The 20,129-nt window shown below is 68.7% G+C and carries 10 protein-coding genes; 6 read left to right on the forward strand and 4 right to left on the reverse strand.

The annotated features are described in order from the left end of the window. Nucleotides 1-1,386: 1,386 nt before the first annotated feature. Nucleotides 1,387-9,045: a hypothetical protein gene (locus ACIBF5_RS30175; RefSeq protein ID WP_396816331.1), complete on the forward strand. Its 7,659-nt coding sequence runs from the start codon at nucleotides 1,387-1,389 to the stop codon at nucleotides 9,043-9,045. A gap of 35 nt (nucleotides 9,046-9,080) precedes the next feature. Here the strand turns inward: ACIBF5_RS30175 and ACIBF5_RS30180 are convergent, their stop codons facing one another. After that, nucleotides 9,081-10,574 (reverse strand): GH1 family beta-glucosidase, encoded by a 1,494-nt coding sequence (locus ACIBF5_RS30180; protein ID WP_396816332.1) that lies wholly within the window; start codon nucleotides 10,572-10,574, stop codon nucleotides 9,081-9,083. 989 nt (nucleotides 10,575-11,563) lie between these two features. Between ACIBF5_RS30180 and ACIBF5_RS30185 the strand changes: the two genes are divergently transcribed. After that, entirely contained in the window at nucleotides 11,564-14,467 is a 2,904-nt protein-coding gene (locus ACIBF5_RS30185; protein WP_396816357.1) for a glycoside hydrolase family 48 protein, read from the forward strand. A gap of 311 nt (nucleotides 14,468-14,778) precedes the next feature. On the opposite strand, the gene ACIBF5_RS30190 is transcribed toward ACIBF5_RS30185, so the two are convergent. Then, nucleotides 14,779-15,435 carry a DUF3159 domain-containing protein gene (locus tag ACIBF5_RS30190; protein WP_396816333.1) on the reverse strand — a complete coding sequence of 219 codons (657 nt, stop codon included), beginning with the start codon at nucleotides 15,433-15,435 and terminating at the stop codon, nucleotides 14,779-14,781. A 136-nt stretch (nucleotides 15,436-15,571) separates the two neighbouring features. On the opposite strand from ACIBF5_RS30190, the gene ACIBF5_RS30195 reads away from it, so the two are divergent. The 3 genes from ACIBF5_RS30195 to ACIBF5_RS30205 all read left to right on the forward strand — a co-directional run bounded on the left by ACIBF5_RS30195 (nucleotide 15,572) and on the right by ACIBF5_RS30205 (nucleotide 18,030). Further along, complete coding sequence (locus ACIBF5_RS30195) at nucleotides 15,572-16,453, forward strand: phosphatase PAP2 family protein (protein WP_396816334.1); 882 nt, start codon at nucleotides 15,572-15,574, stop codon at nucleotides 16,451-16,453. A 212-nt stretch (nucleotides 16,454-16,665) separates the two neighbouring features. Next, on the forward strand, nucleotides 16,666-16,968 hold the full coding sequence (locus ACIBF5_RS30200; protein WP_396816335.1) for a hypothetical protein: 303 nt from the start codon (nucleotides 16,666-16,668) through the stop codon (nucleotides 16,966-16,968). A gap of 435 nt (nucleotides 16,969-17,403) precedes the next feature. Beyond that, on the forward strand, nucleotides 17,404-18,030 hold the full coding sequence (locus ACIBF5_RS30205) for a hypothetical protein (RefSeq protein WP_396816336.1): 627 nt from the start codon (nucleotides 17,404-17,406) through the stop codon (nucleotides 18,028-18,030). Nucleotides 18,031-18,100: 70 nt separating this feature from the next. Here the strand turns inward: ACIBF5_RS30205 and ACIBF5_RS30210 are convergent, their stop codons facing one another. Further along, the gene (locus tag ACIBF5_RS30210; RefSeq protein ID WP_396816337.1) at nucleotides 18,101-18,523 is read right to left on the reverse strand and encodes a VOC family protein; all 423 of its coding nucleotides are present in this window, start codon (nucleotides 18,521-18,523) and stop codon (nucleotides 18,101-18,103) included. 215 nt (nucleotides 18,524-18,738) lie between these two features. Further along, nucleotides 18,739-18,957: a hypothetical protein gene (locus tag ACIBF5_RS30215; RefSeq protein WP_396816338.1), complete on the reverse strand. Its 219-nt coding sequence runs from the start codon at nucleotides 18,955-18,957 to the stop codon at nucleotides 18,739-18,741. A gap of 166 nt (nucleotides 18,958-19,123) precedes the next feature. Between ACIBF5_RS30215 and ACIBF5_RS30220 the strand changes: the two genes are divergently transcribed. Then, nucleotides 19,124-19,969, forward strand: a complete 846-nt coding sequence (locus ACIBF5_RS30220) for an MOSC domain-containing protein (protein ID WP_396816339.1) — start codon at nucleotides 19,124-19,126, stop codon at nucleotides 19,967-19,969. Nucleotides 19,970-20,129: the final 160 nt, after the last annotated feature.

A 20,129-nucleotide genomic window follows, 5' to 3' on the forward strand; every position in this document is an offset into this window, starting at 1 on the left:
ATTTTGGCGCCGACGGTGGTGTCGAGCATGTTGAACAGTTTCACGATGGATACGGCGGGGGTGGTTGGGGACGCGGTTCGGGGTGATGGGAAGGACGGTCCGAAGTCGGGTGGTGTGTCGGCGGATGTTGATCCGGACACGGTCGCGGATCGGGATCCGGTGCCGCCGTATGTGGCGGTTGATCCTGACGGTCCGCCTGGGTATTCCGGGTCTGCTACCGATTCGCCGCCCGGGTATTCGGGGGGTGGTCCGGGTTCCCCGCCGTCCTATTCGCAGGCTCCTCCGGCAAACCCAGGCTCGGGGTCGGGCTCGAACTCGGGTCCGGGCAGGTCGGGTTCGTCGACGGGAAGTGGTGCCGGGTCGTCGGTGGATGGAGATGAGGTGTTCCTGCCTGGTGTCCCGCCGGCTGGTGAGGTGCCCGGATCCGACGTGATCATCCCGTCGGACGTCATCACCGGACCGGACGTGATTATTCCGCCGGACGTCATCACCGGGCCGGACGTGATTATTCCGCCAGAGGTGATTATCGGGCCGGACCAGGATCTGTCGTCAATGCCGCTGGACACGCCGCCTGTGCTGGTACCGGCCGACCTGCCGGGGCCACCCGTGTTCCTCGCTCCCGTCCCGGGACTCGTCGACGTGGATGCCCCGGCGCCGGGCAGTGACGGCGTCCCACCGAACACCGACACGTCCGGGATGAACGGCGAGCAGGAGCACTGGTTTTCGCCGGGGCCGGGCACCCCGGGCACCTCCGCCGCCCCGGACGTACCCGCGATGCCGTCCACTCCTTCGACGGATACGGCCCCGGAGTTGACAGGACCGGCACCCGTACCGTCCGTCCCGCCCGGTCTGGCCGGTATCGGTCCGGCTGGCATTAGCTCGACACCGGTCCCGGGCACCGTCACGCCGACCCCGACCACATCGGTTTCGACGCCCAGTCCGGTGACGTCGGCCGCCCCGCCGGCCCCGAGCACGTCGGTTTCCACGCCGTCCCAGGTCACACCGTCCCAGGTCACGCCGGCAGTCACGCCCGGGCCAGCGCCCCTCTCCAGCCCTACGCAGATCAACTCGGCGCCGGGAACCGGCCCGGTCACCACGCCGCCCGGTGCTTCGGTCGTATCGTCGTCGCCCCCGACGGACAGTTCGACGCCCGCGCCCGCACGGTCGACCGGTCCGTCCCATACGGTCACCGAGCCTCCCCTCCGTAGCCCGGCCACCACGTCCACCACGTCCACCACGTCCACCCCGGCTACCCCGCCGCCCGGCGAATCTCCTGGCCCGGTCCGGGACGGCGCTGGCGGACCGCCGTCGAAGATCGGCACGGAACCCGGCCCGGTACGTCGGGACGCGCCGGTCGTACCGGATCGACTGCTCCGTCCTGAGCCGGTGGACGCCCTGCCCGACGGCAACCGCTCCAACGGCCAGCGCCCGGACACCGGACCGGAGCAGCCGCGTCGGGTGCTCACGCCGGAGCCCGCCCGAGTGCTTCCGAAGGACTCCGAGGTGCTGCGACGGGTGGCGGCGGACTTCGGGCGACGGGACGTGTCGGCACCCCGGAACCCGCATGAGGTCAGCGCCAGCCTGGGACGGCTGCTCACCGATCCGACCCGACCCACCTGGAACGGTGAGCCGGACTGCTATCCCGGCCTGCTCGCGTCGTACCTGGCGAAACATGGTCGGATTGCCCGGCGGACGGTGGACGAGACGCTGTTGCACCGGGGCGACCCCCGGGAGTTCGCGCATGCCATCGACGGTTCATGGGAACAGTTCGGGGGCGACGCCGACGCACTGCGGAGCCTGTTGACCGATGCTGACGGCGCTCGGCGGGACGGCTGGAGCGCGTACGTGTGGGTACGTCCGCCGGGCGGCGACGCGCACATGTTCGAGTTGCACGCCGACGCGACCGTGCCGGTGGGGGAGCCGGGTCGGCTGAAGTGGGTGGATCTCCAGCGTCCCGCGGGTTGGCAGGACGCAACGTCTGACCAGGGACTGGCGGAGAACCTGCCACTGGCCCGGGTCATGCTGACCGACGCCTCCGGCCGCTGGGTGCCGCTGGCCGGGGAGGCCGGATCGCAGCACGGGCGCGGCACGTCGTCCCTCGTCGACGCGTTGGTGGACTCGCCGCGCAACCCTGGCCCCGGCATGTTCTCCCGCCGTTTCGGGTCCGGGTCGAAACCCCAAACCCGAGTTGAGCAGTTGAAAAAGGAGGCATCCACGTCGACCGTGGTGCCGAAGCCGAGCGGCTCGCTCTACCAGGATCAGCCCGATCTGCTGTACGAGGTGGACGGCGCCGCCGACCTGGAAAAGCTGGTCCACGACCTGCGAATCGATGTCGAGCAACAGGTACGAGCCCGGATTCGGCCAATCGTGCACCGGTTCACCCCGGGCGGCCGACAGGCGATCAGCGTCGACTTCAGCGGCATCGAAAGCGCGCTCCGTGAGGACCTGCAGTCGTTCTTCACCAGCGGTGGGCGTACGTTCGACGTCCGCGACGGCAGCGGTCGTTGGCACAGCGTCACCGTCTCCACGACCCGCCTGACCGACCAGCAGGAGCGGCTGGACCAAAAAGACGACAAGGCCAAGTACGACACCAGGAACGACTTCAGTACGGCGCTGAAGGAGACCGAGAGTTCCGGTGACAGCCTCGCCGTCGGCGCCGGCTTCATGATCGGTGGCCGGTTCGGGCCGGGTGGCGGGGCGTCCGGCGAGGTGGCCCTGGCCCAGGCGGCGGTGACCAGTGAGAGCGGCGCGACCCTCTTCGACTCGCACAACATCCGCAGTGGCGGGCCGTCCCACCTGATGTTGGCGCCGGTGCGGTTCGCCGTGCACGTCGGCAAACCGGGGTCGGTGCCGCCCACCCCGCCGCCGGCCCACCAGACGACGGCAGACGACGCGGGAGTGCCGCCGAACGTGGTCACCGCTCAGGTTGGCTTCCGCACGCTGGACGACATCGCCAAGGCGACCCCACGCACCGACCACATGCAGCGGGGCCGGTTCGACGTGTCGACGCTGGTCCAGAACCTGAATGTGGTCCGGATTCTGGATGCCCGGACGGTGACCGTCGCCCAGCCAACCACCTTCAGTTCGACCGACGGAGCCGTGGCCCCCCTGACCACTATCGAGGACGACGGCGGCACGGATCCGCGGACCTGGAACGAGGTCGTCGAGGAGATTCTGCGCCAGTTCCAACCGACCGGCACCGCCGACCAGGGGAGCCTCAGCCGGGAGCAGCTTCGGACGTTGTTGAGTGAGCCCAGCGTGCTGGGGCAACTGCTCCCGGCGTTGGAGAGCGACGTGAACTCGCCGTTGATCCTCAGCCCGTCCCGCCGTCAGGCGGTGGCCCTTCAGCTCAACGCGGAGGTTACCGGGGTGCAGTTGGTCGCGGACGTCAAGAAGTCCTCGTTCCGGTGGCAGCCCGGGTATACGGTCAACGGTCGGGAGCAGCACATCAGCTCGGTCGGCGGCGGCGGTAGCGTGGTACCGATCCGCTGGGGCTTCGGGTGGGCGTACGTGCAACTGCGACTCAGCGCGGGTTTCCGGCGCAACACCACCACCAGCGCCCGGCAGAGCAGCACCACCCGGACCGGCACCGAGTTCAAGGACATCGAAAACGTTCTGGCCAAGGTGAACGTGCGGCTCACCCTCAACACCGCTACCCGGGTCAATGCCTTCCAGACGCCTTTCCGTTCCGGCGTACGCCCGATCGTGCTGGATCTGAACGTGCTGTCCCGCCTTCCGAAGGCCAAGGCCGAGGAGATGATCAGGAACGCGCGACCGCCGGTGCTGAAGAGGACTGGCACGGCGCCCGGGAGGACAAGCGCCGGGTCGGCCAAGGAAGACGGCAGAACCAGCTCCGATTCCGTCGTACCGCCCAAGGAGCAGCGTAGGACCAGCATCACGTTGCCGGAGTCGCCCAAGGAGCAGCGTAGGACCAGCATCACGTTGCCGGAATCGCCCAAGGAGAAGCGTAGGACCAGCGCCACGTCGCCGGAACGGCCGAGGTTGTTCCGCCGAGACAGCACGGTGTCCATTGCGGGCAGCACCGATGACGACCAGCACGATCCTCAGCAGGAAAGGTTGTACCGCAGGACAAGCACTGTGTCGATCGTTCCGAACACCAAGGGTAAGAACCGCGAGGTCGACCCGGAGGAGGGGCCGGGCAAGCATCCGCCGCCGTTCGCCGACAAGGGCGGGCATGCGATGCCGTACGAGATGAGCCAGTTCGCCGATCTGCATCAGCAGACCGCGCGGCTGGTCCGGCGGTTCGGCGGTGGTTTCCTGCCCCGGTTTCGCCGTGAGGGTGTGGTCCACCGGATGGGTTTTGCCAGCTCCGCGAGCGAACGCCAGCGCAACCAGATGGAGCTGGACCGGGCGCTGTCGGTGCCGGCGTTGCGGCAGAACTACACCACGTTGCTCAACGGCGGGATTGCGGTCCGACTGACGCGGACCAAGTGGTTCTCCAGCCGCCAGGTGGTGGTCCACGTGACCGCCCGGCATCCGCAGCAGTTGGTGCACGACGGTGTGGAGAAGAACGTCGCCGTACGTAACTTCCAGAGCCGTGGTGAGCAGGACAGTGCCGCTGGCGGTGCCCAGTGGCGGACCGCGGTGGCCGTCGAGGGCGGGCTCATCTTCCGGTCCAGCGACGGTGCGGTGAACACGGGTTTCAGCCCAGCGGCCTCGGTCGAGTTGCAGGGACGCCGGGCGCAGCAGGGCGGTGTGGACGTGAGCGCGCAGGACACCGCACTGCACGGCGGCACACCGAGCTCGGAGCGTTACCACGGCGACCTGGAGCTGGTCGTGCGGGTCTACCCGTACAAGGTCGGGCTCGGCCGCGAGAAGGGCTCCCGGATCGGGTTCGGCACCCGGGTCAAGAGCATCCGGCACGTGGACGGCACGACGTTCAAGCGTTGGGACAAGGCGGTGCGGGTCGGTGGGAAGGAACTGCCCCGGTACAGCCTGCGCGAAAGGCACCCGGTCGACGTCCTCTACTCGGCCAGCGCCGCGCCGAAAGAGCAGGTGACCCTCCCGGTGAAGGTCACCAAGGGGCGGCGGGAGCCACTGGCCAAGAGCACCAGAACCGTCCTGAACACCTTGCGCAATTTTGTCAACGACACCCCGACCCAGCCGGCACGCTCCGGTCTCGCCGCCACGCCCTCCGGTTCGGCCCCAGGCCAGAGGGAGGTCAAGGAGTGGCAGTTCGTCGAGTCGATGCCCGGCAGTGGCGAGCTGCTCAACCTCGCCCGGGCCACGATCCGGGAGACACAGCAGTACGAGGACCGTATGTCCCGGCGTCATCTCGGCGGCCTGCGCGGTGACACGAGCCTGAAGGAGGGCATGCCGCTCTGGACTGACCTCACCGACAGTCTCACCGCCGCTCAGCAGGCCACGAACCTCGGCGCCATGACCGAGAAGCAGTGGGATCTCGACCCGCTCACCACGGACATCGACGGTGGGCGGCTCGACGTCTCGATCGCCGGTAAGCTGGTCAACCCGCGACTCGTACCGGTCCAAGCGGAGATCACCACCGAGCACGCGCCGAGCGGCGGGGTGCAGGTGTGGAGCAGCCGTACCCGCGAGACCCAGCTCGTGGCCCGGGGACAGTTCGGTGTCTCGCTGCGGGAGGCGGCGCGCCCCGGGGACAAGTACGGCGGTGGTGGCACCGGTACCGGCGGCTACCAGCGGACGTTGATGTACCGGATGACCCGTAAGCGGAGCAAGGTCAGCGGCGGAATCGAGCGCAACGTCAACAACCGTAAGGGGAAGAAGCGGACCTACCTGGTGGTGGCCGACCTGCGGGCCACGGTGGCCGCCGAGGTGACGAACGCCGCCGATCTCCCCAAGGCGCTGGTACCCAAAGCGTTCCAACCGGACCGCTGGGAGCGTCACAAGTCGGTGCGCCACAGCGCGGTCATCCACAACGCCGTCTACCTGCGGGTCAGCGAGGAACAGGCGGTGGCGATGGGCTTGTTCGGTGACGTGAAGCCGCCGGTGACGTCCGCCCCCACCGGACCGGGATCGAGCGGCAATCCGGTCACCGACGAGGCGCGCGACGCCAAGCTGACCCTGCGGCCGGGCGGGTCACCCGGGCTGGGACTGCAGACCTTCCACGACGTTCCATCGCTGGTGGAACCGGCGATCGCGGCGCTGAGGGACGCGGTGAGCCATCCGAATCCGCAGCCGCTGGCCCGCCCGATCCTGGACACGTTGACCGGGCCCGGGCTGGCGGACCCGATGCTCAACCGGCGCCGGATGCTGCATGCGCTGTCCCGCTCCGGCGTACGGCGGAACTGGGCGGCGCTGTTCGACGGCGGTGTCGCCTGGATCCACGCCGAGCCCGGGATCTTCAGTCAACGGCTCTACGAGGTACGCCTCGATGCGGTCCTCGACAACGGGATGACGTTCGACCAGTTCGTCGCCAACCACGACGACATTGATGTGCGTACCGTTGGCGCGCAGGGGCAGACCGACCTGATCCGGACGGCCCGGGGCGGGGGGTTCTACGCCAACGTCGCCGCGTCGGCGGTGCTCAACCCGCACGGTCAGCCGGTCGCGATCGGTGGTGGCTACCAGTACAACACCAGCAGTCTGACCACGACCACGACCACGACCGAGTCGGAGCAGCGGACCACCGACATCAGCTCCGGTCGAGGGGTGAAGGCGCGGATCACGCTCGAGCCCCGGTTCCAGCTCCGGATCTACCACCGGGGGAAGGCCGTGCCGGGTGGCGCGATTACCTTTCGGGCACCGGTGACCGTCGACCGGTGGGCCGGTGATCTGCGGCTCCCACCGCCACCCCAGTCTGCCGTGAACGCCCCGAAACCGTACCGACCCGACCCGACACCCGGCCCGGAACCGGGCTGGCAGGTGAGCAACGGTCTACTGTTGCCGCCCCGGTACGCGCCGGAGGATCTCTTTGGTGCGACCCACCTTCAGGAGGCGACCCAGGCGTTGCTGGCCAACGCCGCGGATCGTTTGCATGTCTCCGGTTACGTCGGGGCGCACCAGGTGCATCAGGGGTTCACCCCGGAGGTGTTGCTGCCGAACGTCGGGCGGGCCTTCGACACGGACGGGTTGGAACTGCCGCCGGTACCGAGCGCCACAGTGTCGATGCAGGAGGCACTGATCAAGGTTGGGCTGAAACCGGTGGCGGCCAGGCTGGCTGGCGTCGACTCCGCCGTGTACCGGGAGCACGTCGCGCAGAACACGGCCAGCATCAGCAGCGGGTCGAACCGGCTCACCCAGTCGCTGCACGCTCCCCGGCTGCTGCTCGGCCGGGGCTACCTGGGCGATCCGTACCAGGCGCTGGAGAGCAGCAACAGTGGTCCGGTCAGTGGCGAGACGGTCGCGTTGGCGGCCGGTGGGGAGAACTCGTCGACCAGCTTCGGCAACGTCAAGCCGGAGGGCCGGTCGGTCCTGATCGAGTACGTCTGCGAGCCGACCGTCACGGTGACCCTGCCCCGCACCGCGCGCGCCGACCGGCATCACAGCGACAACCGGGTCCCGCCGGTGATCGTGACGGTGCGGATGTCGCTGGACGACGCCCGGCGGGTGCTTGGCATCAAGAGCGGTGCTCCGGACAATGCACGCCGCGATTTCGAGGCGATCGTGACGCAGGAACAGAAGCTGGCCCGCCTCGGTGACGAATTCGTCGCGGCGGGGGAGGCGGAGGCGGCAGCGAAGTACGCGGCCCTGGGTAGCCAGATAACCAACCCGTCCGAACCCAGGCCAGCGGTGCCCCACGGCAAACCAATGGACCCGGCTCTGCGTGAGCGTTGGCGGGACGCGATCGAAAAGCGGGAGTTGGCCGAGGCCGCGTGGTGGAAGTCGATGCAGGACCACTACCAGCAGCTCGACGAGTTCAGCGCCAAGTACGAGGCCAGGCCGGACGCGAAGAACGACTCGAAGTCCGGCACGGTGCCAGAGGTCAAGGTGGTTCCGAAGAGCGATCCGCCGCCGCTACAGAAGCCGCCGCCACCTCAGAAGCAGCCACCGATCGACGAGCTGCCGCCGCTACAGAAGCCGCCATCGCTACAGAAGCAGGCACCGATCGAGGAACCGCCGCCGCCCAGAATGCTGGCGCCGATCATGGAGATGCCACCGGCGCATCTGCGGCGGATCACCGAGGAAGCCGAGCACCTGGAGCCTGAGCGCAGGAGGAGAAACGATGCCCTGACGGCGACGGTGCCGCCGCCGCTGCTGTTCCGGCCGCAACGCGAGCAGGATCTGCCTGCGCTGGACCACGATGCGGTAGATGAGGAACTGGCCGGGCGTACGCCAGCCGAGCGGAAGCAGACCCGGCTGCTCGCCGACGCGGTCCAACGCCCGTACGCGGGCCCGCTGCCGGTCTCCACCCAAGATGTGGTCGACGCGCACTCTCGGACGACAGCGGCACTGCTCGGTGGCGCTGACCCGTACACCGTGTCGACGACCCTTGGCAGGGGCCGGTCGACCCGGCCGCGCGATGTGATCATCCCGGCGGAGGAGCCGGTCGTCCCGCGCCGGGTCGAGCAGTTGGCGAAGGAGCCGAAAGCGCCGCACCGGGAGGAGGCCGCATCGGCGCTGCCCAAGCAGGCCGAGACGGTCCCGGCCGTACCGGTACCCACGGATCCGGCCGTACCGATGCCCGTACCCGTACCCGTACCCGTACCCGTGCCCGTGCCCGCAGCTCCGCGACAGCACTCCGTCCCGCTGGACTCGCGACAGCATTCCGTCCAGCCGGATTCGCGACAGCACTCCGTCCAGTCGATTCCACCGGCACCGGTGGTGGAATCGTCGTGGTCGGTCCCTCCGCCGGCCGGGTCCACGTCGGCGAGTGCCACCCAATCGGCTCCGGACAACATGTTCCTGGCCGCCGAGGCCATGGTCCGCCCGTACCGGCGGATGCCGATCCAGACGGAGGATCCGGACTTGAACCGGCTCTGGAAGGTCGCGATCGATGCGTTGTCCGGCGGGGCCGACCAGGCGGAGGCGGCCCGGCAGGTGGGGGATGTGGCGGCGTCGCTCGGCCGCACCGCCACACCCCACCAGCCGAACCTGACTCGCTGACCGAAGGCCGGGCGCGGGCCGACGCACGATGGCCGTCAGACACCGTTGTCGGCGATCACCCTCCGGTACCAGTGGGCGCTGCGCTTGAGGATGCGCCGCTGGGTGGGGTAGTCGACGTAGATCAGGCCCCAGCGCTGGTCGTACCCTTCGGCCCATTCGAAGTTGTCCATCAGTGACCAGACGTGGTAACTCTCCAGCGGCACCCCGTCCCTGATCGCGCGGTGAGCGGCGGCCATGTGGTCGCGCAGGAACGTGATCCGGCCCGGGTCGTCCACCGTGTCGCCGTCGAGAGTGTCCGGTGTGGGCAGGCCGTTCTCGGTGATGGTGAGCGGCAGAGGGCCGTATTCGCGGTGCACCCGGTTCAGGATGTCGTACATGCCGTCGGGGTAGATCTGCTGCCAGTTCGCCTCCGAGGTGGGCCATTTCTGTTCCGTGCCGCCGCTCGGCGTGACGTAGATCGGGGTGTAGTACTGCACGGCGAGCAGGTCGACCGGGGCGGAGATGATCGTCAGGTCGCCGTCGCGGATAGCCCGGACCATCCGGCTGCGCGGGCCGAGGTCGTCGAGCACGTCAGTGGGGTAGCTGCCCTTGAAGATCGAGTCCAGGTAGAGCCGGTTCTCGTACCCGTCGTAGAGCCTGGTGGCGGCCTCCGCCTCGGCGCCGTCCACGGCGGGGTAGCACGGGTGCAGGTTGAGCGCCGGGCCGATCCGGCCGCTGCCGCCGGTGGCCCGGAGCGCGGCGACGGCGAGGCCGTGGGCGAGTTGCAGGTGGTGGGCGACGAGGTAGGCCGCGTCCGGGTCGCGGTGTCCGGGGGCGTGATGGCCGTGCAGGTAGCCGTTCTGCACCACGGTTTTCGGCTCGTTGATGGTCAGCCAACTCGCCACGTTGTCGCCGAGGGCCCGGAACACGTGGTCGGCGTAGTCCGCGAAGCGGTAGGCGACATCGCGTGATTCCCAGCCGCCGCCCTCCTGTAGCGACTGGGGCAGGTCCCAGTGGAAGAGCGTGGCCATCGGGGCGATGTCGCGGGCCAGCAGGCCGTCGACCAGCCGCCGGTAGAAGTCGAGTCCGCGCTGGTTGGGCGAGCCGGTGCCGTCGGCCTGGATCCGGGACCAGGAGATGGAGAAACGGTACGTCCGTAGTCCCAGCTCCCGCATCAGGTCGAGATCCGCTTCGTAGCGGTGGTAGTGGTCGGCGGCGACGTCGCCGGTGTCCCCGCCCCGGGTCCGTCCCGGGGTGTGGCTGAAGGTGTCCCATACCGACTCGCCCCGGCCGTCGTCCTTGGCCGCTCCCTCGATCTGGTACGCCGAGGTCGCCGCGCCCCAGCCGAAACCGTCCGGGAACCGTAGCCCGAGCCGACGCTCTGGTTCCGGCCCCGGGTTCGGCTCGGAGTCGGTTTCGCAGCCGTCCAGGGCGGCGCTCGCCGCGACGGCTGCCGTTGTCGCCGCGCCCGCGCCCACCCGGGAGGCGGTGGCGGCGCTGGCGGAGAGCGCGGCGCGGCGCAGCAGGTGGCGCCGGGTCAGTACGGACATAGGGCTTGTCTCCTCGTGTGTGGGGGCACGTCCGCGTCGCGTCGGGAGCGCTCCCATCACAAGGTAGCGGCTGCCCAGGTAGTTGCGTATGGGTTGTTCGGTGGTCTGGCGGTTTTGGCGCCAGGCACGCAACAGGTCGACCGGGCGGCGCGGCGCGCCTGTCCTGTCGACCTATTTCCCCTTCGCTGAAGGGGGTATAGCGTGGGGACGGGGAGGGCAACCCCCGTCCCCACCATCAGTTGCACACACACGAACGGAATTGGCGTCCAGGTCGTGCGTGTCGCGCGGGAGCCGGGCCACGCGAGTGGCTCTGGTTCCACCTCCTCTCGACGGTGGTGAGTTGGCTGGCGATGGAGTCCGGGCTGGCCCACCGTCAGCCCCACGGCTGGAGGTCCGCGTTGCCCTGGGCAAGGGTGACGCGTTGACCGGAGGTCGGTGCGGGGCCGGGCAGTGCCGGTTCCGCACGTGTACCCCGTAGTTGCCATAAGGTCGAACACTTACACAGGTATCGATGGAAGCGCTCCCATCGACGTTGATTGGACTGTATCCCGCGTCACGGGTTTGTGAAAGACCCAAAATAAGATCGAAACATCAGACCAACGTCAATGTAACGCTGATGTGTTCATCTTGATCATTCTCAATGCAGGTCAGCGCGAAGACGGTCTGTCTTCAATGGAGTCAACTGGCTTCCTGCTTGCTGCGGGAGCGCTCCCATGCAAGACTGTCGAATTATCGCGGAGCGGGAGCCATGCCGACCGCGGGCAGCCGAGGGCATCCGACATTTTCGGTACGGCGCCCAGCACCGACCAGAGCCGCCACCTCCGGTGCTCTGCGTCGATCGCCGACCCCGGTCCGGGACGGGTCGACCACCTTCCCGGCGCCTTCCACCCACGCGCGGCCCCACCATCCACACCCGCGCACGAAGGCGCCCAGCCGAGGCGGCAACCGCCCCGGCCTGGTCCGCGAGGAGAAGTCAGGAAATGAAGCTCATCGCAAGAAGACGCCGGGTGGCGATCCTGGCCACCGGTGTGCTGGCAGCGCTCGGCGTGGTCGTCGTCCCCGGCGCCGCCCAGGCGGCCCCGGCCTGCGACGTGGTCTACGCGACCAATGACTGGAACAACGGGTTCTCCGCCAGTGTCACGATCCGCAACACCGGCGACCCGATCAACGGCTGGACCCTGCGCTTCGCCTTTCCCGGCAACCAGCGGGTCACCCAGGGCTGGTCGGCCAACTGGACCCAGTCCGGCAACCAGGTGACCGCGACCAGCATGTCCTGGAACGGCAACCTGGCCACCGGCGCCTCCACCAACATCGGCTTCAACGGTTCCTACTCTGGCACCAACGCCAAGCCCACCTCGTTCTCGGTCAACGGGGTGACCTGTGGCGGCACCAGCACGCCCCAGCCGCCGACGGTGAGCCTGAGCATCCCGGCCGGCCCGTTCGTGGCCCCGGCCGACGTGCCGCTCACGGCCACCGCGAGCGACCCGGACGGCACCATCGCCCGGGTCGAGTTCTACCGCAACGGGTTGCTGGTGAACACCGACACCACGGCGCCGTACAGCTATCTGCTGGAGGACCAACCGGCGGGCAGCTACACCGTCCAGGCGCGGGCGTACGACAACGCGAACCTGACCGCGACGGCGGAACGGGCCTTCACCGTCAGCCCCGGCAGCGGGCCGGTGCTGGTGGCGACACCGACCTCGGTGAACGTCGCGGAGGGGAGCACCGCCTCGGTGAACCTGCGGCTGAGCGCCGCGCCGTCGGGCAACGTACCGGTCACCATCGCCCGGACAGGTGACACCGACGTCACCGTCACGCCGACCTCCGCGACGCTCACCACGGCGAACTGGAACACCGGCGTCAACCTCACGGTCGCCGCGGCGGAGGACACCGACACCGCCGGTGGCACCGCCACGCTCACCGCCTCGGCCACCGGATACGCCCCACTGTCGATCGTCGCCACCGAGATCGACAACGACACCCCGGGCGGTGGCGACAACGTCTACACCGCGCGCTTCCTTGAGCAGTACGGCAAGATCAAGAACTCTGGCTACTTCAGTCCCGAGGGCGTGCCGTACCACTCGATCGAGACGCTGATCGTCGAGGCGCCCGACCACGGGCACGAGACCACGTCCGAGGCGTTCAGCTTCTGGATCTGGCTTGAGGCGCAGTACGGCCGGGCCACCCAGAACTGGGCCCCGTTCAACAATGCCTGGACCGTGATGGAGCGCTACATCATTCCGTCGCACAACGACCAGCCGACCGCAGGTGTCGCCGGCACCCCGCAGTACGCGGCCGAATACAACCTGCCGAGCCAGTACCCGTCGCAGCTCCAGCCCTCCGTCCCGGTCGGCACCGACCCGCTGCGCAACGAACTCCAGTCGACGTACGGCACCGGCGACATCTACGGCATGCACTGGCTGCTCGACGTCGACAACACGTACGGCTTCGGCCGCTGCGGTGACGGCACCACCCGCCCGGCGTACATCAACACCTTCCAGCGCGGCCCACAGGAATCGGTCTGGGAGACGGTGCCGCAGCCGTCCTGCGACACCTTTGCCCACGGTGGCCCCAACGGCTACCTGGACATCTCCATCGGTGACCCGAACAGTCCCGCCAAGCAGTGGAAGTACACCAACGCCCCGGACGCCGACGCACGCGCCATCCAGGCCGCGTACTGGGCGCTGACCTGGGCCAAGGCGCAGGGCAAGCAGGCCGACGTGGCCGCCACCGTGGCCAAGGCCGCCAAGATGGGCGACTACCTGCGGTACGCCATGTTCGACAAGTACTTCAAGAAGATCGGCAACTGTGTCGGGGCGAGCACCTGCGCCGCCGGCACCGGCAAGGACTCCGCCCACTACCTGCTCTCCTGGTACTACGCCTGGGGCGGCGCGACCGACCCGGCCGCCGGCTGGTCCTGGCGGATCGGCTCCAGCCACAACCACTTCGGATACCAGAACCCGTTCACCGCCTGGGCGTTGACCAACGTGACCGAGCTGCGGCCCCGTTCGGCGACCGCGGTGGCGGACTGGACCAACAGCATGAACCGGCAGTTGGAGTTCTACCAGTGGTTGCAGTCGGCCGAAGGCGGCATCGCCGGTGGCGCGACGAACAGTTGGAACGGCTCGTACGCCCAGCCGCCGTCGGGTACGCCGACCTTCTACGGCATGTTCTACGACGACCACCCGGTCTATGAGGACCCGGGCAGCAACCAGTGGTTCGGGATGCAGGTCTGGTCCCTGCAACGGGTCGCCGAGTTGTACTACGTGACCGGCAACGCCAAGGCCAAGGCCATCCTGGACAAGTGGGTGCCCTGGGCGATCGCCAACACCACCATCGGCACCGGCGGGAACTTCCAGATCCCGTCCGACATGCGGTGGACCGGTGCCCCGGCCACCTGGAACCCGACCACCCCGGTGGTCAACAACAACCTGCACGTCGAGGTGATCAGCCACGGCACCGACGTCGGCGTCGGGGCGGCGTACGCCCGGACCCTGATGTGGTACGCGGCCAAGTCCGGCAACGCGGCGGCGAAGAACACCGCCAAGGGCCTGCTCGACGCCATGTACGCGCACGCCGAACCGAGGGGCATCTCGACCACCGAGACCCGGGCCGACTACCAGCGGTTCGACGACGTCTACAACGCCTCCACCGGACAGGGTCTCTACCTGCCACCGAACTGGCGCGGGGAGATGCCCAACGGAGACGCGATCGCCCCGGGCAAGAGCTTCGTCGACATCCGCTCGTTCTACCGCGACGACCCGGACTGGCCGAAGGTCCAGGCGTACCTCAACGGTGGGGCGGCACCCACGTTCAACTACCACCGGTTCTGGGCCCAGTCGGACATCGCGATGGCGTTCGCCGATTTCGGCAACCTCTTCCCGAACGGCTGACCCTCTTTGATCGGCCTGATTCCCACGGTCAGGCCAAGCAGTGGTGAGCCGGTCGGCTCGGCCAACGCAGCGGACCGGCCGGCTCACCACCCCGGCGTAACAGCCGGTTCACCAGCACCGGGCGGGTGGCACCACGGTGTCACTCGCCCGGCTCCACCTGCCGTACGGATGAATCCTTTTCGGGCAGCGCTTTCCCGGGTCGCGCGCGGCCGTCGTGCGGAGTACCGTCTTGTTACGGAGAGGCCGCTCCCCCCGTGGCGGCCTCTCCGCTTACTTTCACAGCCCATCGGCCACGTTCTACGCCCCGCTTTCTACGCCCCGCTGACCACGCGTTCGGCCGGATGCCGCAGCCCCGGATGGCCGGGTGGCAGCGTCCGTCGGATCACCCACCAGCTCACCGCCACGCACGCGGCGACCAGCGGCCAGGTCAGCACCACCCGGGCGGCGACCAGGGCAACCACCTGGTCGGCGGCGTAGAGCGGGAGGAAGACCGCCAACCGGACGGCGTACTGGCAGACCCAGACCCAACTGCCCCGCCGGTAGGCCCGCAACAGGTCCGGGTCTCGCCGCCACCGCCCACGCTGGCCGAGCAGGGTGCCGACCACCACGCCGAGCAGCGGCCAGCGCAACACGATGCTGACCAGCCAGGCGAGCGCACTGGCCGCGTTCGAGACCAGTTGCAGCAGGAAGAAGTCACTGGCCCGTCCGGTACGGAGCACGACCAGCGCGGCGAGACAGACGGCGAGCAGACCAACGAGGACGGAACCGGGGCGATCACCTCGTCGCAGTCGCCACCCGGCGACCAGGACACCGCAGACGAGGGCGGCGACGACGCCGTACCAGACCGAGCCGCCGCCGATCAGCCAACCAGCGCCGAACGCGACCGGCGCAACGGTGGCATCCACTCCGCCCCGGCGCCCTCCGAGCAGGTCGGTGAGGGACTCCGGGCGGTCCCGGTCGGACGCCATCAACCACCCCCCACTCGTCTTAGGAGAGCCTAACCTACGGGTACGTGACGAGCCCGTCACCCACCCGCTGGCAGGCGTTGGTGGTGCGCGCCGCCCGCCAACTTGCCCCGATTCGTGGGTTCGTTACCGTGTCCGGATGCATGGGCGCGCAAGGGCGTTGACGGTGGCGTGGCTGGTCCTGCTGACCGCGCTTCAGGTGCTGGCATTCGTCCTGCTCTGGCGCTTCGCCGTACGCACCGAACACGGCCAGTTACTCGACACCATCGCGCTCACCGGGAACAGCATCGGCCAGGACCGGATCGACGGGCTGGTCGGCACCGTACTCAACGCCATGTCGGTGGTCTCCCTGCTCGCGGCCACCGCCGTCATCGGTTTCATCGCGCTGATCCGTCGCCGGGTCGCGCTCGCGGTGGTGGCGACCATGCTCGTCGCCGGCGCCAACGTCACCACCCAGGTGCTGAAATACCTCATCCACCGGCCGGATTTCGGCGTCGACCCGGAGCGGGCCGGTGCCGGCAACAGCCTGCCGAGCGGGCACACCACCATCGCCGCCGCGGTCGCCATCGCCCTGGTCCTGGTCCTGCCCCCCAAGGTCCGAGGCTGGGGGGCGGTGCTCGCCGCCGGATACGCCGCCCTCGCCGGGGTGGCCACCCTCTCCGCTGGCTGGCATCGGCCCAGCGACGCGATCGCCTCCCTGCTGATCGTCGGCGCCTGGGCCGCCGCCGGCGGCATCCTGCTCATGGTGACCCAGCGGGAGCACGCACAGGTCGAGTCGGCGGACGCGCACGGGCGCAGCGTCGCCCTGCTCGGGCTGGTCGGGCTGGGCCTGCTCGCCGTCGCCGCCTACGCGCTGCGCTCGACCGACGAGGTGCTGACGATCCCGGTCGAGGAACTCAACCGACCCCGGCTCTTCGACGCCTACCTCGGCGGAGCGGTGGGGATCGCCGGCACGGCCAGCTTGGTGATGGCGCTGGTGCTGACCACCGTGCACCGCGTGGTGCCCCGGCGCAACGGCTGACCGTGCCCAGCGATCACGCGGTCGGGGCCGGGCTCGCCCGCAAGGCGCGCCACGGGGTACGTCGATCACTCATCTTCAAGGTCTGGCATCTCCTTCGCGATGCACCAACTGTCGCCCTCGTTCGCCATCGCGTAGACGACCTTGGCCTCCAGTGGCTCGGTCCTGCTGAGCACGGAAACTGACTGCTCCGTGCGGACGCGGAGTTGTCCTTCGTGGATCGTGACGTCACCGACCGAGAAGGTCATGAGCGTGAACCGCTTACCGAAGCTGCTCGCCGATGTGGTGAGGGCGACGTCGAAGTCCGGGCGCAGATCACCGTCCGGCCACTGGTCGCGTCCTTGGCCTTCACCCTTCAGTGGGACGACCAGATCGTGTCGCGTGACCAGGGCCTGGCGTTGTTCGACGCTCTGGCGTCGGCTGAGAAGACGCTGCACGTCAACCCCGGCAAGCATGGGGATGTGCCGCCTTTCGAAGCGGACAACTCGCTGAGGTTTTTCGCCCGGCACCTGAGCTGACCCGAGGTAGCGGTGTCCCGACGTGCTGGCCGGAGGTCGTTTCCGGTCAGCACGTCGGGATCCTGGTCGAATCGTTCGCCACCTGCGCTACGTCGATAACCTCATCCACCTGTATGGCGCGGATGGGCGCGTCGAGGGGATTGGCTCGTTGGGTCCGAACCGATGCCGCAGCCGTACCTCCGAGGATGCAGCTTTGCCCCCATAGTGTCGGGTTTGCGAGGATTTCACCCTTGATCAACTTGGGTTCGGGGGCTGCCGGCGGAATGTTGGCGGGGGTGGGGTCGTTATACATCGCGTACGACCGGAGCAGCGCCGGGGCAGTGTTCTTTCCCGCCTCATAGAGCCTGTGGCCTCGTACTTCTTCCCGAGTGACGCACCTGTTTCCCCCTGTTACGTGTGTGCGGCTCGGTACCCCCGATTGGAAGGTGAACCATCGTGAAGACGACTTTCACCGCTGTTGCCAAGACTTCGTTCGTTCGTAGGACCGCTCTGGGTGTCGCCAGCCTCGCCTTCATCGGTGGTGCTGTCGCCGGTCCCGCGTCGCACGCGTTCGCGTCCCCGGCCGGGCACACTGCCCCGGCGATGACCACCGTCGCGCAGGAGACTGCCGTCAAGCCGGGCATGGACAAGCTCGTGCCGCACGGCACGCAGGGTGCGCAGTCGCAGATCAGCCTGTCGAAGGAGCAGCTCGCCAACGCCAAGGCGATCACTGATACCGCCAAGAAGCTGGGTATGGGTGAGCGTGGTGCGGTGATCGCGGTCGCTACGTCGATGCAGGAGTCGAAGTTGGAGAACCTGGGTCATCTGGGTGACATGAACGACCACGACTCCCTGGGTCTGTTCCAGCAGCGCCCGTCGTCTGGTTGGGGTACTCCGGCCCAGATCACGGATCCGACGTACGCGGCGACGGCGTTCCTGAGCAATCTGAAGCAGGTGGATGGTTGGCAGGACCTGCCGTTGACGGTGGCGGCGCAGAAGGTTCAGGTGTCGGCGTTCCCGGACGCGTACGCGCAGTGGGAGAACCAGGCCGCCCACATCGTCCAGGACGTCTGGACCAAGTAAGCAACCAGCACAACAATGCGAAGCCGGGCCCCGGAAACGGGGCCCGGCTCTTCGCGTACCCAGGAGATCTTTATTTGGCGAACACCTGGCTCTCGTCGCGGAACGCCTTGAACTCCAGGGCGTTGCCGGCCGGGTCGCGTACGAACATGGTCCACTGTTCGCCCGGCTCACCGGCGAACCGCAGGTACGGCTCGATGACAAACCTGATGCCACCGCCCCGGATCCGTCCCGCCAGGTCGTGGAAATCCTCCACCGACAGCAACAGGCCGAAGTGCGGCACCGGCACCTCGTGCCCGTCGACCGCGTTGCGCCCCGCGTCGACCCGCTCGGACCCCGGCACCACATGGGTGACGAGCTGGTGGCCGTAGAAGTTCCAGTCCACCCAGACGTCGGTCGAACGGCCCTCGTCCAGCCCGAGCACACCGCTGTAGAAGGCGCGTACGCGTTCCAGGTTGTCGACCGGAATCGCAAGGTGGAAACCAGGACGGGTCATCGCGGACTCCCTTGTCGTCGTCAGAAATTCCGCCCACCACCGGCCCCCACGCGGCCGGTGCGACAACGGGTCGGTGGGACGGCGTCGGCGCTACAACGGCGATGATGGGGCGGGTCTGTCGCCCCAACAGGTTGTCAGACTGTTGATCAATCCGTCAATGTCGATGGCCAAACTCTGGATGCGTCGAAGATGCGCGCAGGGGGCGGGCGAGCGCGTCAGGGGTCGAGGCGGGCGATCGCGCCGGTTTCGAGGGCGGCCCAGACGACGCCGCCGGGGTCGACGGTGATGCCGTGCGGCTCCGAGGCAGGGCTCGGCAGGTCGTGATGGGTGAACTCGCCGGACGGGCTGACGCGTCCGATGCGGTTCGCGCCCCACTCGGTAAACCAGCATCCGACCGCCGGGATGGCGGCGATCGCGTGCCACAGCTTCGGCACGGTCGAGGCAACTGTTGTCGCCGTCCGGTGGCGACGCAACCGATCTGCCGACGTACGGGCGCAGGCTGCCCGACGACCGTGCCCCCGCACACCGCAGGCTCAGGACAACGTAGGCCGGTAGGTTCGGGGGTACCGGCGTCAAGCCGCGTCGTGTCATCCTGGCCGGATGCGAGTCGCCTCGATTCACACGTACCCGGTGAAGGGGTGCCGCCGGATGGATCGCGACACGGCGCGAGTCGAGCCGTGGGGCCTCGACGGCGACCGACGCTGGCTGATCGTGGACGAACACGGGCTCGGCCTGACCCAGCGCCAGCACCGGGAACTGGTGACGATGCGGGCGGTGTCCCGGCCCGGCGGGCTGACCCTGGACGCGCCGGGGCTGGCCCCGCTCGATCTGGCCGAACCGACCGGCGGCGAGGCGATCGAGGTTCGGGTGTTCCGGGGAAGGCCGCCGTCATCGGTACGCGCCGCCGGCCCCGAGGCGGACGACTGGCTGCACCGGCTGTTGGGGCGCACCGCCCGGCTGGTCTGGCTCGGTAACCCCAGCGGCAATCTCGTTCCCTGGGCAGTTCCGGCCGGTTCCGGCGCCGAGGTGAGCTTCGCCGACGGCACTCCGCTCCTGCTGGCGAACACCGCGTCGCTGGACGCGTTCAACGACTGGCTGCTGGAGTCGGGCAGCATCGAGGGACCACTGCCGATGATCCAGTTCCGCCCCAACCTGGTGGTCAGCGGTGCCGCTCCGTGGGCCGAGGCCGAGTGGGTCGGCCGGCGGATGAGGATCGGCGGGGCGGTGTTCCACGGTGTCGGCGAGTGTGGGCGCTGCCTGGTCGCGACGATCGACCAGGAGACGGGGGAGCGGGGACGGGAGCCGCTACGGATGCTCGCCGCGCGGCGGAACATCGGCCAGAAACTTCTCTTCGGTCTCCAGATGACGGTACGCGCCGAACCAGGTGAACCTTCCCCCGAAGGTCGTACGGTCAGCGTCGGTGACACCGTGGAGGTGCTGGACTGACCGGAACGGCCCGCTCGGGCGGCGTCACACAGGGGGGTGCGGCGCCATCAGGCGCCGTCACTGGATCAGGCACGAGCCCCGAAGAGCGGCTCTGACAGGTCCGCATCGAACCATCGAGCTTCATTGCGGTCGTACGCTAGGTTGCCGACATGTCCCTTCT

Source organism: Micromonospora sp. NPDC050417 (genome assembly GCF_044458865.1).
Classification (GTDB): Bacteria; Actinomycetota; Actinomycetes; order Mycobacteriales; family Micromonosporaceae; genus Micromonospora_G.